Origin of the sequence: Crossiella sp. SN42 (assembly GCF_023897065.1) — a bacterium.
GTDB lineage: Bacteria > Actinomycetota > Actinomycetes > Mycobacteriales > Pseudonocardiaceae > Crossiella.
The window spans coordinates 136,356-151,323 of sequence record NZ_JAMHIV010000026.1; the positions used below are offsets into that span (position 1 = coordinate 136,356).

Here is a 14,968-nt window from a genome sequence, read left to right on the forward strand (position 1 = left end):
CCGAGCGCGCGCGAATCCCTGTGAGGGAGAACCATGTCCAGGATCAGCTCCGCCCTCGCCAGGAGCCGCCGGGCGCTCGCCGCCGGCACGGCCCTGTTGCTCCTTCCCCTGCTCGGACTCACCGCCCTCGCCCCCGCGGCCAGCGCCGCCGCCGGGCTCACCGCGACCTATTCCGGCGCGGACCGGCAGGGCAAGTACGTCATCAGCAACCCCACCGCCGCGGCGATCACCGGCTGGAAGATCGAGTTCGACCTGCCGGCCGGCACCACGGTGAGCAACACCTGGTACGGCAAGACCACGGTGTCCGGCAACCGGGTCACCATCGACCACGAGCACTACAACGCCAGGGTCAACCCGGGCGCGACCACCGAGCCGTACAGCCCGACGTTCCAGCTCACCGGGACCGGGGCGCCCGCGAACTGCCGGATCAACGGCAACAAGTGCGACGGCGCGGCCGACCGCGGCCCGGAGGCCCCGACCGGCCTGCGCGGCACCGGCAAGACCACCAAGACCGTCACCCTGGCCTGGACCGCCTCCGTGGCCGGTGACTTCCCGGTCGCGGGCTACGAGATCACCGGCGGCGCCGGCGTGGTGCCGGTGACCGGGACCTCCGGCACGGTGACCGGGCTGACCCCGAACACCGACTACTCCTTCACCGTCAAGGCCCGCGACACCAGGGGCAACCTCTCCCCGGCCAGCGCGGCGGTCACCGTGCGCACCAACAACCCCGGCGACGACACCCAGCCGCCGACCGTGCCCGGCAACCTTCGCAGCACCGGCAAGACCTCCACCAGCGTCGCGCTGGCCTGGAACGCCTCCACCGACAACTCGGGTATCGCGAACTACGACATATATCGCGATGGTGTATATACCGCGACCGTGACCGGCACAGCGTCCACTGTGGACGGTCTGTCGCCGAGCACCGCCTACCGGTTCACCGTGCGGGCAAGGGACAACTACGACAACCAGTCCGCGCTGAGCAACGAGGTCGCGGTGACCACCGACGACCTGGTCGGCAACGGCAAACACGCCAGGGTCGGCTACTTCGTGCAGTGGGGCATCTATGGCCGCCAGTTCTTCGTGCGCAACCTGGACACCAGCGGCGCCGCAGCCAAGCTGACCCACATCAACTACGCCTTCGCCAACATCGACCCGGTCAACCTGACCTGTCTGCAGGGCGTCACCAAGGGCACCAGCGCCGACCCGCAGGACCCGAACCAGGGCGACGGGGCGGGCGACGCCGAGGCCGACTACAGCCGTCCGTTCGCCGCCGGGCAGTCGGTGGACGGGGTGGCCGACACCGGCTGGGAACCGTTGCGCGGCAACTACAACCAGCTCCGCAAGCTCAAGGCCAAGCACCCGCACCTGAAGGTGTTGATCTCACTGGGCGGCTGGACCTACTCGAAGTACTTCTCCGACGTGGCCGCCACCGACGCGGCCCGCAAGAAGTTCGTCAGCAGCTGCCTCGACATCTACATCAAGGGCAACCTGCCCACCTACAACGGCGCGGGCGGCCCTGGCTCGGCCGCGGGCATCTTCGACGGCATCGACCTGGACTGGGAGTGGCCGGGCGCCGAAGGGCACGCGGGCAACCACATCAGCCCCAACGACAAGCGCAACAACACCCTGCTGGTGGCGGAGTTCCGGCGGCAGCTGGACGCGCTGGGCCAGCAGACCAAGAAGCAGTACCAGCTGACCGCCTTCACCCCCGCCGACCCGGCCAAGGTCGACGCGGGCTGGGAGATCTCCGGACCCGACCACGTCTTCAAGTACCTCGACATGGCCAACGTCCAGGGCTACGACTTCCACGGCGCGGGCAGCGACAACTCCTGGGAGCCCAAACGAACCGGCCACCAGGGCAACCTGTACACCGACACCGAGGACCCGTACAACGTCCACTTCAGCGTGGAGAACGCGGTCAACCACTACCTCAAGGCCGGGGTGAACCCCCGCAAGCTCACCATCGGCTTCGCCTACTACGGCCGCGGCTGGCAGCAGGTCACCGACGGCGGCAAGAAGGGCGAGTGGCAGGCCGCGAACGGGGCCGCGCCAGGCCAGTTCGCCGAGGAGGCCGGCACCAGGGGCTACAGCAACCTGCTCGCCAGCGTGCCCGGCATGACGATTCACCACGATGAGCAGTCGGTGTCCACCTACGGCTACACCGGCAACAACGGCCAGTGGTGGAGCTTCGACGACGCCTGGTCGATCGGCAAGAAGACGGCCTGGCTGAAGAGCAAGAACCTGCTGGGCGCGATGGTGTGGGAGATGTCCGGGGACACCGGCAACGGAGCCCTCACCACGGCGCTGGACAACGGGCTGCGCTGAGCACGCGGCGGGGGCGGGCCGGTCCGGCTCGCCTCCGCCGCCAGCGAGCTAGGCCGCCCGCGCCGGGTCCGCCTGCAGCGGCGGGGGTTCGGCGGGGCTGGTCAGCCGCAGCGCGTACACGCAGCTCACCACGATGAACACCAGCGCCACCAGCACATAGCTGTTGCCGAGCAGGTTCTGCCCGAGCGTCCACTTCAGCTCTTGGTCCTCGCCCTTGGGCAGGTACTGGTGCGGTCCGAAGCCGAAGATCAGCGCCAGCGGCAGGCCGATGGCCAGCAGGCGGACCCTGGCGGCCGCGGTCTGGGCGATCTTGACCGCCAGCAGCACGACCACCGGGCCGATCCACACCCAGTGGTGCGACCAGGACACCGGTGAGGCGAGCAGGCCGGCGGTGGCCACCACCAGCAGCGCGTGCAGGTCCTGGCCCGCGGCGCGCAGCCGGTAAACGGCCAGTGCGGCCACCGCGGCGATCGCCAGCGCCAGGACCAGCCACAGCACCGAGGAGTCCAGGCCGATGCGGGAGATCACGCCGCGCACGGACTGGTTGTTGGCGTAGACCGGCGAGCCGATGCGGCCCGGGTCGATCAGCGTGTGGAACCAGTACTGCACCGAGTTGCCCGGCGAGAGCAGGAAGCCGAGGGCGCCGAAGCCGAGGAAGGAGCCGACCGCGACGAACATCGGCCGCCACTGGAGCTTGACCAGGAAGTACAGCAGGAAGGCCAGTGGGGTGAGCTTGATCGCGGCGGCCAGGCCGATCATCATGCCGCGTGGCCACGGGGTCTTCTTCATCAGGCAGTCGGCCGCGATCATCACCATCAGGATCAGGTTGACCTGGCCGAACATCAGCGTCTCGCGGATGGGCTCCAGCACCACGCAGGCCAGGCCGATCACCGAGGCGACGTACCACGCGGTGCGGGGCTCCAGGCCCAGTCGCCTGCCCACCATCGCGCCGGTGCCGAACAGGGCCAGCAGGCTGAGCACCGCGAAGAGCACCGCGCTCACCCAGAACGGCAGCAGGCCCACCGGCGCGAACAGCACCGCGGCCAGCGGCGGGTAGGTGAAGGGCAGCGGGAAGTCCAGGTGGAACGGGCGCGGGAAGCTCGGTTCGTACAGGCTCAGCCCGTTCAGCCAGGTCAGCCCGCCGGCGCGGTAGACCTGCAGGTCGAGGTAGAAGAACGGCTTGCCGATGTTGAACAACGTGATGAGACCGAACCCCGCGGCCAGCATCAGGGCGACCGCGGCTGGCAGACGCCAGGCGGGCGCGGCGTTCGACGCTGAAATGTTGACCTTGGAGATGTCCCTCACCCCGAACTTCTGGCGGCGCTGCTACTCCGGGCGAGGGTACCCAACACCGGTTTCACACCCGCGTCATGGTCGCCGTGCTGGCCCGTCACGTAGTTGTGACCGCGGGAACACCGCGGGTCATGGGACCCTGACAGGATGCGTGACTTTCCCACGAGGTGCCGTGCACGGGCCGTAATCTACCCACTCACGGTTGGCCTAGGAAACTAGTTCTCCTCAGCGACGAAAGCGCACGTTTGCGCACACATGAGCTACTCTGTGCGCATGAGCATTGCGTTGGAGGATGTCTTGGCCAGAGCCGGACTGCGGGTCACCGCCACCGAGTTCCTGTCCCTGGTGGAGGACGCCGCACGCAAGCTGGCACCGCCGCACCCGGACCCCGGGGCGTACTTCTCCGCTGATCAGCGCGCTGCGCTGGCCGCGGTCGGGGTCGACCTGAGCCCGAGGGCCGACGGCGAGCGCGACCCCAGGGCGAAGGCGGTGGCCTCCCAGGCGGTGCTGCGCGACTCCGCGATGACCGTGGCCGAAGCGGCCGAACGGGTGGGCGTGGACACCAGCCGGATCCGGCACCGGGTGAGCGCCGGTCGGCTCACCGGGTGGAAGGACCGCGGCGGCTGGCGACTGCCCGCCTGGCAGTTCACCGACAGCGGGGTGCTGCCCGGTCTGGGTATGGTGCTGGCGAAGGTGCCTGCCGACCAGCCCCAGATGGTGGTCGCGGCGTTCATGACGACCCCCCAGGAGGACCTGCTGCTCGGCGACCGGCCGACCTCCCCCCGCGACTGGCTGCTTGCCGGTGGTGACCCGCGCCGGGTCGCGACGCTGGCCTCGACGCTGGGGACGCCGGCCTGATGGTCCACTGAGACCACCCAGGTAAGCGACTTCACGCGAGACCAGCGAACAGGACACACGACTTGGCCCGGCTTCCTCCGCCGCCGACTCCGGCTGCGCTGCAAGCGTTGCTGCGCCGAACCGAGGACGTCGTCGCCGTACACCGCGCGACCCGTCTGGTGCGCATCTTCGCCGCGGGCGGCACCCACCCACAGCGGTGGAACTCCTTCCGGTACGCCGGACCGCTCCCGCACGCCCGGTTCGACCCGCACCCGGCCACCCTGGACGGCCGCCCGATCGAGACCCACGAGCACGGCGTGCTCTACTTCGGTCTCTCGGTGCGCACCAGCGTCGCCGAGGTCTACCAGGCCACCTCCACGGTGGACCGGCGCACCCGCAGCCCGCACCTGGTGGTGCTGCGCCCGCGCCGCACGCTGCGCCTGCTGGACCTCTCCGGCCTCTGGCCCACCAGGGCGGGCGCCTCGCAGTCGATCAGCACCGGCCCCAAGGACCGCACCCAGGCCTGGGCCAGGGCGATCCGCGCGGCCTACCCGGAACTGGACGGGCTCTGGTACCGCTCCTCGATGGACACCGGCAACCCGGCGATCTGCCTGTGGGACCCGCCGGGCATGAGCGCGCTGCCGATCGCGCCGGACGTGCTGCTGCCGCTGGACCACCCGGGCCTGGACCTGCCGCTGGCCCGGATCTGCGAGGAGCTCAACTACACCCTGCTCGGCTGAGGAAAGGGCCCCGGCGGGGAGGCCGGGGCCACTGGGCTGGAATCAGGCCGTGCGGGGCAGGTAGCTCGGCAACCTGAGCCGGTAGCGGCAGGTGGGGATCTCCTGCTCCTGGAGGCAGTCGGCGCGGACCGCGCCGTCGGGGCGCCAGCCGTGCGCCCGGTAGAAGTTGCGGGCCAGCATGTTGGCCTGGAACACCCACAGCTCGGCGTGGGTGTGGCCGAGCGCGGCGAGGTGCCGCAGCCCGGCGTGGTGCACCGCGCGGCCCGCGCCGGTGCCCCACAGTTTCGGGTCGCCGTAGTGGGCGACCAGTTCTCCGGTCCCGTTCTCGTTCTCCCGGACCGCGCAGTACGCGCCGATCCGGCCGGTCCGGTCCTCGGCGACGAAGACCGTGTCCGCTCCTGGCCTGCTCAGCCAGGTTTCCCAGCCGGGGGCCCGGCGCTGCGAGCTCATTTGGTCGAGCAGCTCGTCAGCGACGATGCCTCGATAGGCGTACTGCCAGCTCAGCACGTTGATACGGGCGATCTCCGCCGCATCCGCCGGTTCTGCCTGGCGCACCGTCCATGTCATGACAAGAGCCTGCGGGACGGCACCGGCTCCAGGCCAGGCATTTTCCCGCTCTCCCGCCGCAAGTGCACGGTGACCAGCACCAACGCGCCCACGAAGATCAGCATGAACACGTTGCGGGTGAGCACCTGCAACGGACCGGAGTCCCAGGAGAACAGGCCCTTGCCCGGTTCCTGGGAGGACCCGAACGGCGTCCACTGGGTGAACCAGCAGAAGGCCAGCAGGTACCCGCCCGCCAGCAGCGGCAGGCCGAGGGCGCGTTCCCCGGTCAGCACCAGGTTGAGCGCGAAGACCAGCAGCGGCACGAACCACACCCAGTGGTGCTCCCAGGAGAACGGGGACACCGCACAGCCGGTCAGCCCGACCACCGTCCAGCTCAGCAGCGTCTCCCCGCGCCGGTGCGCCTGCCAGGCGACCGCGAACCCGGCGATCCCGGCCAGCCCCGCGGCCAGCAGCCAGGGCCAGCTCGCCGGCTGGTTGGTGCCCGCGAAACGGGCCAGCGTGCCGGCCAGGGACTGGTTGCTGCTGGATGCCAGGTCGCCGATCCGATTGGCGTTGAAGAAGGTGCTCGTCCAGTACTGCCAGGCGTCGGCGGGCACCACCAGGAAGCCGAGCGCGACCGTGCCGAGGAAGGTCAGCACCGCCGTGCCCGCGGCCCGGAACCGGCCGGTGACCAGCAGGAAGGCGATGAAGATCACCGGGGTGAGCTTGAACCCGGCGGCCAGCCCGATGCCCACGCCTTGCCAGCGCGAGCCCGCGCGCACCGAACGGGCGTCCCAGAGCACCAGCAGCATCAGCAGCAGGTTGACCTGGCCCAGCGCCACGGTCAGCCACACCGGCTCCAGCCACAGCGCGAACCCGGCCACCAGCACCGAGACCAGCCACGCGGTCCGGTCGGCCCGGTAGCCCAGCAGCAGCCAGCACTGCCGCACCACCAGGACCAGCAGCGCGAAGTGCGCGAGCAGGGTGAGCACCACCAGCGGGATGATCGGCAGCACGGTCAGCGGCACGAACACCAGCGCCGAGATCGGCGGGTAGGTGAACAGGTTCTGGTAGGTCACCGGCCCCTGGTAGAGCGCCCTGCCCTCCCAGACGGCCAGGCCGCCGGCGCGGTAGATGTTCATGTCCACCCCGACCGGCGCGGCCTTGGGCCAGAGCAGGAACATCGCCCCGTGCAGCAGCACCGCGCCGACCAGGGCGAGGGCGGCCCAGCGGCCCAGGTGCGGTATCCGGCCGATCGAGCGTTCGGACAAGCTGGTCACGACCGGCACCCTAGAGCAGGTGGCGGGACCACCATTCCAGGACCGCGTCGAAGCGCTGCACCCGGTGCTTCGGCCGCCCGCTCCTGGTCAGCTCGTGCCCCTCGCCGGGGAAGAGCAGCAGCTCCGAGGGCGTGCCGTTGCGTTGCAGGGCCACGAACATCCGCTGGGCCTGCTCCACCGGGCAGCGCCAGTCCTGTTCGGAGTGCGCGATCAGGAACGGGATGGTGATCTTGTCCGCGTGCGTGAGCGGGCTCTGCCTGCGCCGGGTCTCCTCGTCCTTGCCGTAGGCGTCGGCGAACCACCAGCCGATGTCGGAGGAGCCGACGAAGGAGTCCCAGGCGTTGAGCGCGCGCTCGCTCCAGGCCGCGCGGAAGCGCTCGCCGTGGTGCGCGGCCAGCCAGCCGGTCATGAAGCCGCCGTAGGAGCCGCCCATCACGCCCACCCGGTCCGCGTCCAGCTCCGGCGACTCCAGGGCCGCGTCCAGCAACGCGAGCAGGTCACCGGTGTCCTCGGCCACGCCAAGGCCGGTGCCGGCCACCACCGCGCCGTGCGCCTCGCCGTAGCTGGCCGAGCCGCGCGGGTTGCCCAGCACCACCGCGTACCCGGCGTCCGCGTAGACCTGGGCCTCGTCGAAGAAGCCCCAGCTGTAGAAGCGGAACGGGCCGCCGTGGATGGACAGCAGCACCGGATGCGGGCCCTCGCCCTCGGGCAGCATGACCCAGCCGTGCACCGGGTAGCCGTCCGGCGCGGTGGTCTCGATCTCCCGCCAGCCACGCAGCCCCTTGGCCCGCAGCTCGGCGTTGAAGTCGGTCAGCGTCACCGGGTTCTCGCCCAGCAGCACCACCTCGCCGGGGTTGTCCACAGTGGACACCACCGCGACGGCGCGCCCGCCGTGCGCGGTGAAGCCGAGCACCGCGGCCCGCTCGCCGGCCAGCAGCGGCAGTTCGGTCAGCGGCGCCTCCTTGGCGCCCGAGGGCACCAGGCGGACCTGCACCGCGCCCCGGTGCGCCACCGCGACCAGCACGCCACCCTCGACCACCACGGGCGGACCGGGCGCCCGCTCAACCGCGACCGACTCCGCCTCGGTCAACCGTAGCACATGCTCCGGTTCGCCGTCCAGTCGCAGCGGGGCCGACCACAGGCCCGGGTTGACCGCGACCCAGCGGCCCGGCCGGAAGTGCTCGCCGAGGAAGTACACGGTGTCCCCGTCGGCCACCGGGTACTCCGCCGAGCCCTCGGTGCGCACCACCAGCACCGGCTCGCCACCGGCCACCGGGACCGCGTAGATGTCGGTGTGGAAGGTGGGTCCCTCCGCGCCGAGCGCGCGGTGGGCGGTGAACAGCACGTGCCGCCCGTCCGGGGTGAAGCTGACGTCGGCGGCGTCCACGGTCAGCTCGGTGAGCCGCCGGGGCGGGGTGGTCGCGCCATCGGGTCCCGGCAGGACGGCCACGTGCACCTGGGCCGGTCGGTCGCCGAGGAAGCCGATGCCGTCGAAGCGGTAGGTCAGGCCGGTGATCCGGCGCGGCGGCTCGGCCTCGGGCCCGACGCCCTTGGCGGTGCCGTAGCGGCCCGGCTCGGGCACCCTGGCGGTGAAGGCCAGCGAACCGGAGTCCGGCGCCCAGGCGGGCACACCGGCGCCCAGCGGCAGCTCGGTGAGCCGGACCGGCTCGCCACCGGCGGTGGGCATGACGTAGAGCTGCGGCCTGGCCTCGGTGCCGGAGTCACCGGCCACCCGCAGGAAGGCCAGCCAGTTGCCGTCCGGGGAGATCCTCGGCTGGGTGTCGGCGAGCCCGGTGCTGATCCGCCTCGGCGTGCCGCCGGCCAGCGGCACCCGCCACAGCCCGCCCCGGTAGGCGTCGGCGGCGACGTCCGCGCTGGAGACCGCCACCACCAGGTGGTCGCCGTGCAGGGCGGGGATACCGGGAACTCGCAGAAAAGGAAGATCCTCCGGGCGCATGCGGGCCAAGCTACCCGCCCGGAGGACCTTCCCACGAGCCTTTCAGTTCGCCGTCACTTGGCGGCGGTCGCCTCGTCCTTCTTGGCGTCGTTGCGGGTCTTGAGCAGGCTGGCCACGGTGGTGATGATCAGCACGCCGATGATGAACGGCAGCGAGACCTCGATGCCGATGTGCGGGGCCCACTCGATCGGCTTGCCGTCGTTGAGGAACGGCAGGTTGTTGGAGGCCAGCGCCTCGAACACCAGCTTGAAGCCGATGAAGCCGAGGATGACCGCCAGGCCGATGTGCAGGTACACCAGGCGGTTGAGCAGGCCGCCGATGAGGAAGTACAGCTGCCGCAGGCCCATCAGCGCGAAGGCGTTGGCGGTGAAGACCAGGTACGGCTCCTTGGTCAGCGCGAAGATCGCCGGGATCGAGTCGACCGCGAAGAGCAGGTCGGTCAGGCCGATCGCCAGCATCACGATGAACATCGGGGTGACCCAGCGCTTGCCGTCGATCTTCACGAAGGACTTGGCGCCCTGGTAGTCCTTGGTCACCGGCAGCACCTTGCGGGCGTAGCCGACGAGCTTGGGCTCCTTGAACTCCTCCTCGTTGCCCTCGCCCTGCCGCGCCTGCTTGTAGGCCACGAAGAGCAGGAAGCCACCGAAGATGTAGAAGATCCAGCTGAACTGCTCGATCAGCGCCGCGCCTGCCGCGATGAACGCGCCGCGCATGACCAGTGCCAACAGGATGCCGATGAGCAGCACCTTGTGCTGGTGGATCGAGGGGACCGCGAACGTGCTCATGATGATCACGAACACGAACAGGTTGTCGATACTCAACGAGTATTCGGTGATGTAGCCGGCAAAGAACTCCCCGGCGTACTGGGATCCGGAGAAATACCAGAGCCCTAGTCCGAAGAGCACCGCGGCGGCCACGTAGAAGATGACCCAGCGGGAGGCCTCCCCGACCGTCACCTCGTGCGGTTTGCGGTCGACGATCACGAGGTCGATCGCGATCAGGGCCAGTAGTCCGACCACAGTTGCGATCCACAGCCAAGCGGGGACGAGCACAGTTCACCTCCGGTTCATGGGCACACGCCACCAGACACACGCCACTGACCGGAGGTCTCTTCCACCGGACCAGAGGCCGGTCGACGGCACCGGGACGTCACTGGGGACGGCCGTGATGACGATGTCGCCGCGAAGGAATACTCCCCTCCAAGCGGTGTAACGTTCTCATGTGGACCCTGAAGTCCACCAGTAGGGGTGATCCGGGGCACTGTTGGAGGCCCCCTTGGGGTGAAAAGATCTCCCCCATGGTGCTGGAGATCACCGAGCTCCTGCTCCGTCCGGGCGCAGAGGAGCGGTTCACCGCGTTCGCCGAGGTCACGGTGCGGCGACTGCTCACCGAACCCGGCTGCCTCTCGGCCAGGCTGACCAGGGGCCTGGAGAACCCGAGCCGGTTCGTGCTGCTGGTCGAGTGGGAGACGATCACCCGTTCGGCTGCGCCCACCCGGCAGTGGCCGCCGGAGCTGACCCCGCTGTTCGCCGCCCCGCCGCTGATCGAGCTGTTCGACCCGGCGGGTGCGCCGTGATCCTGACCATCACCGAACTGCTGGTCGTGCCGGGCGCGGAGGCGGAGTTCCTGATCGCGGTGGACAAGGCGCTGCCCGAGCTGCTCGCCGCCGCCGGCTGCCACTCCGCCCGGCTGGTCCGCTGCACCTCCGCGCCGGAGCGGTTCGTGCTGCTCTCGGAGTGGGCCTCGCTGGAGGCGCACACCGAGGACTTCTACCGCTCGGAGGCGTTCCTGCGCTGGCGGGACGCGGTCAGCGAGCACCTGCGCGAGCCGCCGAGGGTGGAGCACGCCGAGGACCTCACCGGACTGATCACCCGGTGATCGACATCTCACCCGCGCCGGACCCACAGAGTTGCGGTTTCCCCCTGCACACCGGATCTATACCGATTCGGCTGGGCCACACACTCCCCTGACCAACGTTGGCATAACTTGGCGTTGTGCCCCGGCCCTCCCGTGCCCGCAGGACATGGTCCCTGCTCGCTGTCGTCGCCCTGCTGCTGATCGCGGCAGGCGGCTTCTGGTGGTCCCAGCGTGACGAGGTCAAGCCCGCCGTCAGCCAGCGCGAGCTACGCCTGGACGTGGTGGACGGACCGCGCAAGGACGAGCCCGTCCAGCTCGATGCCACCCTGTACCTGCCGGAGCGGACGCCGGCCCCCGCGGTGATCGTCGCGCACGGCTTCGGCGGCAACAAGAACAGCGTCGCGCAGGAGTCCCGCGAGCTGGCCGAGCGCGGGTTCGTCGCGCTGGCCTACTCCGCGCGCGGCTTCGGCGCCTCCACCGGGCAGATCGCGCTCAACGCGCCGGAGTACGAGGTCGAGGACGCCAAGCAGCTCGTCGACTGGCTGTCCCGGCAGCCGGAGGTGACCAAGGACGGCGACAACGACCCCAAGGTCGGCGTCACCGGCGGCTCCTACGGCGGCGCGCTCGCGCTGATGCTGGCCGGCTACGACCGCAGGGTGGACGCGATCGCGCCGGTGATCACCTGGAACGACCTGGGCCAGGCGCTGCTGCCCAACGCCGGGTCCACCCAGCCGCTGGCCGCGGGCACTCCCGCGGCAGGCGCGTTCGGCACCGACGGGGTGTTCAAGCGGACCTGGGCCGGACTGTTCTTCTCCGCCGGGCTCGGCCCGGCCTCGGTGGCCGGTGGCGAACCGCGCGGCGAGGCCCCCGAACCCGGCAGCAGCACCACCAGCCAGCCCGAACCGCTGCCCGGCGCCGGTGACGCGGGCCAAGGCCAGGACCGTGGTCAGGGCGTGGGCCAGCCCGGTGAGGGCCAGCCGCGCGGGCAGGAGCTGACCTGCGGCCGGTTCCGGCCCGAGGTGTGCGCGGCCTACCGCGAGGCGGCCACCACCGGCCGCGCCTCCCAGGCCACCGTGGACCTGCTGCACCGCTCCTCCCCGGCCAGCGTGACCAACCGGATCACGGTGCCCTCGATGATCGTCCAGGGCGAGGCGGACACCCTCTTCGGCCTGGACCAGTCCGACGCCAACGCCCGGCAGATCGCCGCGGCCGGCGGCAAGGTCAAGACTGTCTGGTACGCCGGTGGCCACGACGGCGGCGCGCCGGGACCGGCGCTGCGCGCGGAGATCGGCCAGTGGTTCGACTTCCACCTGGCCGGCCGCGGCGCGGACCCCGGCACCGAGTTCGAGTACGCGGTGCAGGGCTCGTTCCGGCGCACCGGCGCACCCGCGGTGCGCACCGTCTCGGCGTCGAACTACCCCGGCCTCGCCGGACCGGACAACGCCCCGGTGCAGCAGCAGAAGATCGCCCTGACCGGGCCGGAGCAGCCGGTGCTCAACCCGGCGGGCGGCAACCCGGCGGCGCTGAGCGCGGTGCCCGGCCTCAGCGGCCGGGTCGGCGGCGGCAGCGGTGGCAGCGCCATCGCCACCAACCTCGCGGTGGACATCCCCGGCCAGTTCGCCGCCTTCGGCTCCGAGCCGGTGACCGAGCAGGTGCTGATCGCGGGCGCGCCGCAGGTGCGGCTGAAGGTCAGCGGGGTGCCCGGTCAGCCGAACCCCGGCGAGGCGGTGCTGTTCGTCAAGCTCTACGAGGTCGCCAAGGAAGGCCAGCGGACCCTGGCCGGTGGCGCGGTCGCCCCGGTCCGGGTGAAGGGCCTGCCGCAGGACGGCAGCCCGGTCGAGGTCACCGTGACCCTGCCCGGCGTGGTCCGCCCGGTGGCCGAGGGCAACCGGCTGATGGTGGTGGCCGCGACCACTGACCAGTCCTACGCGCCCAGCGTGGACCCCGCCGTCTACCGGGTCGGCCTGGCCGGGGACAACGCGCTGGCGGTGCCGCTGGTGCCCGGCCAGCGCTCGGCGGGCGTGGTCCCGTGGGGCACGCTGGCCGGGATCGGCGGGGTGCTGGCGGTCGCGCTGATCGCCTCGGCCGTGGCCGCGATCCGCCGCCGCCGGGCCGACGACGTGGACGAGGAGTTGCTGGAGACCCCGCTGGTCATCCGCGACCTCACCAAGTCCTACCCGGGCAAGCTCACCGCGGTCGACGGGCTGTCCTTCACCGTCGAGCGCGGTCAGGTGCTGGGCCTGCTCGGTCCCAACGGCGCGGGCAAGACCACCACGCTGCGCATGCTGATGGGCCTGGTGCAGCCCACCGAGGGCGAGATCAGGGTGTTCGGGCACCTGGTGCACTCCGGCGCGCCGGTGCTGTCCCGGACCGGCTCGTTCGTGGAGGGCTCCGGCTTCCTGCCGCACCTGTCCGGCACCGCGAACCTGCACCTGTACTGGGCCGCCACCGGCTGCCCGGTGGCCGAGGCCAGGTTCGCCGAGGCGCTGGAGATCGCCGGGCTGGGCACCGCGGTGCGCCGCAAGGTCGGCACCTACAGCCAGGGCATGCGGCAGCGGCTGGCCATCGCCCAGGCCATGCTCGGCCTGCCGGACCTGCTGGTGCTCGACGAACCGGCCAACGGGCTGGACCCGCCGCAGATCCACCACATGCGCGACGTGCTGCGCCGCTACGCCGAGACCGGCCGCACCGTGGTCGTCTCCAGCCACCTGCTCGCCGAGGTGGAGCAGACCTGCAGCCACGTGGTCGTCATGCACCGGGGACGGCTGGTCGCCGAGGGCGAGGTGGCCGAGATCGTGGCCGGTGGCGGCGAGGTCAGCTTCCGGGTGGACAACCCCTCCGACGCGGTGATCGCGCTCAAGGCGGTCGACGGCGTCGGCGAGGTCAGCGCCGAGGGCAGCACGGTGCACGCCGACCTGGGCGCGCTGCCGCGCTCGGTGGCGGTGAACGCGCTGGTGCACGCCGGGGTCGCGGTCGAGCAGGTCGGGCCGCGCCGACGGCTGGAGGACGCGTTCCTCCAGCTGGTGGGAGAGGAGACCGTGCAGTGAGCGAGGAAACGGCTGTGACGCACCCGCTGACCGACCGCAAGGTCGCCGCGGACGGTTCCATCGAGGGCTACAAGGCCTCGCGCACGCTGCCGATCAGGGTGGAGCTGGCCCGCCAGCTGCGCCGCCGCCGCACCCAGGTCACCCTGGCGCTGCTGGCGGTGCTGCCGGTGGTGCTGCTGCTGGCCTTCGAGCTGGGTGCCAGCCAGAACGCCCGCCGCTCCGGCGGCCTGGTCGACCTGGCCACCGCCAGCGGGCAGAACTTCGTCACCTTCGCGCTGTTCGCCTCCTCCAGCTTCCTGCTGGTGGTCGTGGTCGCGCTGTTCTTCGGCGACACCGTGGCCAGCGAGGCCTCCTGGTCCAGCCTGAAGTACCTGCTGGCCATCCCGGTGCCGCGCGGGCGGCTGCTGCGGCAGAAGGCGATCGTCTCCGGCATGCTGGCCATCGCCGGGCTGATCGTGCTGCCCGGCATGGCCCTGATCGTCGGGCTGATCTTCTACGGCGGCGGCGACATGGTCACGCCCACCGGCGAGTCGGTGGCGCTGGCCGACGGGCTCAGCGCGCTCGGGCTGGCCATGCTGTACCTGATGATCCACCTGTTCTGGGTGGCCGGGCTGGCGCTGTACCTGTCGGTGTCCACCGACGCGCCGCTGTCCGCGGTCGGCGGGGCCGCGCTGGTCTCCATCGTCTCGCAGATCCTGGACCAGATCACCGACCTGGGCAGCCTGCGCAACTACCTGCCCACGCACTACTCCTTCGCCTGGGCCGACCTGCTCAGCACCGACATCGACTGGACCGGCATGGCCAGCGGAGTGTTGTCCGCGCTGGTCTACGGCACGGTGTTCCTGATGCTGGCGGCCCGCCGGTTCGCCACCAAGGACATCACCAGCTGAGCGGGACCGGCGCGGCGCCGGGCAGACGGAAACGGCGTGCGGAGGCCCCTCCGCACGCCGTTCGCGTCACAGCCCAGCATTGGAGATCTTGTGCAACACCCCCTGTTGCAGCGCCTGCGCGCCTAGGCTGGTCCAGATGAGGCGGTGACCCCCAGTCAGGAATCGCGACCTGCCGAGGGCCACCCGTCCTCCCCAG

12 protein-coding genes are annotated in these 14,968 nt (G+C 71.1%); 7 read left to right on the forward strand and 5 right to left on the reverse strand.

What is annotated here, in order from left to right:
- The first annotated feature begins 33 nt into the window (after nucleotides 1-33).
- Nucleotides 34-2,325 (forward strand): glycosyl hydrolase family 18 protein, encoded by a 2,292-nt coding sequence (locus tag M8C13_RS29355; RefSeq protein ID WP_252483967.1) that lies wholly within the window; start codon nucleotides 34-36, stop codon nucleotides 2,323-2,325.
- Between the two features lie 48 nt (nucleotides 2,326-2,373).
- Here M8C13_RS29355 and M8C13_RS29360 read toward each other — a convergent pair whose 3' ends face one another.
- Complete coding sequence (locus tag M8C13_RS29360) at nucleotides 2,374-3,630, reverse strand: glycosyltransferase 87 family protein (protein ID WP_252483968.1); 1,257 nt, start codon at nucleotides 3,628-3,630, stop codon at nucleotides 2,374-2,376.
- 261 nt (nucleotides 3,631-3,891) lie between these two features.
- Here M8C13_RS29360 and M8C13_RS29365 point away from each other — a divergent pair, with 261 nt between their 5' ends.
- Both M8C13_RS29365 and M8C13_RS29370 read left to right on the forward strand, forming a co-directional pair.
- Nucleotides 3,892-4,476 (forward strand): DNA-binding protein, encoded by a 585-nt coding sequence (locus M8C13_RS29365; protein ID WP_185007607.1) that lies wholly within the window; start codon nucleotides 3,892-3,894, stop codon nucleotides 4,474-4,476.
- Nucleotides 4,477-4,538: 62 nt separating this feature from the next.
- On the forward strand, nucleotides 4,539-5,195 hold the full coding sequence (locus M8C13_RS29370; RefSeq protein ID WP_185007609.1) for an RES family NAD+ phosphorylase: 657 nt from the start codon (nucleotides 4,539-4,541) through the stop codon (nucleotides 5,193-5,195).
- A gap of 42 nt (nucleotides 5,196-5,237) precedes the next feature.
- Here M8C13_RS29370 and M8C13_RS29375 read toward each other — a convergent pair whose 3' ends face one another.
- Genes M8C13_RS29375 through M8C13_RS29390 form a run of 4 tightly spaced genes read right to left on the reverse strand, consistent with a single transcriptional unit; the run spans nucleotide 5,238 to nucleotide 10,030 of the window.
- Nucleotides 5,238-5,762: a GNAT family N-acetyltransferase gene (locus tag M8C13_RS29375; RefSeq protein WP_252483969.1), complete on the reverse strand. Its 525-nt coding sequence runs from the start codon at nucleotides 5,760-5,762 to the stop codon at nucleotides 5,238-5,240.
- Entirely contained in the window at nucleotides 5,759-7,021 is a 1,263-nt protein-coding gene (locus M8C13_RS29380; RefSeq protein ID WP_252483970.1) for a glycosyltransferase 87 family protein, read from the reverse strand. Before M8C13_RS29380 ends, M8C13_RS29375 begins: the two co-directional genes overlap by 4 nt.
- 10 nt (nucleotides 7,022-7,031) lie before the next feature.
- Nucleotides 7,032-8,978, reverse strand: coding sequence for a S9 family peptidase (locus tag M8C13_RS29385; RefSeq protein WP_252483971.1), 1,947 nt, complete (start codon nucleotides 8,976-8,978; stop codon nucleotides 7,032-7,034).
- Between the two features lie 53 nt (nucleotides 8,979-9,031).
- Nucleotides 9,032-10,030 carry a TerC family protein gene (locus tag M8C13_RS29390; RefSeq protein WP_252483972.1) on the reverse strand — a complete coding sequence of 333 codons (999 nt, stop codon included), beginning with the start codon at nucleotides 10,028-10,030 and terminating at the stop codon, nucleotides 9,032-9,034.
- Nucleotides 10,031-10,275: 245 nt separating this feature from the next.
- Between M8C13_RS29390 and M8C13_RS29395 the strand changes: the two genes are divergently transcribed.
- The 4 genes from M8C13_RS29395 (at nucleotide 10,276) to M8C13_RS29410 (ending at nucleotide 14,772) form a co-directional block, all read left to right on the forward strand.
- Complete coding sequence (locus M8C13_RS29395; RefSeq protein ID WP_252483973.1) at nucleotides 10,276-10,554, forward strand: antibiotic biosynthesis monooxygenase; 279 nt, start codon at nucleotides 10,276-10,278, stop codon at nucleotides 10,552-10,554.
- Nucleotides 10,551-10,856, forward strand: coding sequence for an antibiotic biosynthesis monooxygenase (locus M8C13_RS29400; protein ID WP_252483974.1), 306 nt, complete (start codon nucleotides 10,551-10,553; stop codon nucleotides 10,854-10,856). Before M8C13_RS29395 ends, M8C13_RS29400 begins: the two co-directional genes overlap by 4 nt.
- Before the next feature lie 116 nt (nucleotides 10,857-10,972).
- On the forward strand, nucleotides 10,973-13,882 hold the full coding sequence (locus tag M8C13_RS29405) for an alpha/beta fold hydrolase (protein WP_252483975.1): 2,910 nt from the start codon (nucleotides 10,973-10,975) through the stop codon (nucleotides 13,880-13,882).
- Nucleotides 13,879-14,772: an ABC transporter permease gene (locus M8C13_RS29410; RefSeq protein ID WP_252483976.1), complete on the forward strand. Its 894-nt coding sequence runs from the start codon at nucleotides 13,879-13,881 to the stop codon at nucleotides 14,770-14,772. Before M8C13_RS29405 ends, M8C13_RS29410 begins: the two co-directional genes overlap by 4 nt.
- The last annotated feature ends 196 nt before the right edge of the window (nucleotides 14,773-14,968 follow it).

What these genes read in the sequence shown, in the direction of transcription:
- M8C13_RS29395 (WP_252483973.1), top strand. Translation starts at nt 10,276, where the DNA reads ATGGTGCTGGAGATCACCGAGCTCCTGCTCCGTCCGGGCGCAGAGGAG.
- M8C13_RS29355 (WP_252483967.1), top strand. Translation starts at nt 34, where the DNA reads ATGTCCAGGATCAGCTCCGCCCTCGCCAGGAGCCGCCGGGCGCTCGCC.
- M8C13_RS29385 (WP_252483971.1), bottom strand. Translation starts at nt 8,978, where the DNA reads ATGCGCCCGGAGGATCTTCCTTTTCTGCGAGTTCCCGGTATCCCCGCC.
- M8C13_RS29375 (WP_252483969.1), bottom strand. Translation starts at nt 5,762, where the DNA reads ATGACATGGACGGTGCGCCAGGCAGAACCGGCGGATGCGGCGGAGATC.
- M8C13_RS29365 (WP_185007607.1), top strand. Translation starts at nt 3,892, where the DNA reads ATGAGCATTGCGTTGGAGGATGTCTTGGCCAGAGCCGGACTGCGGGTC.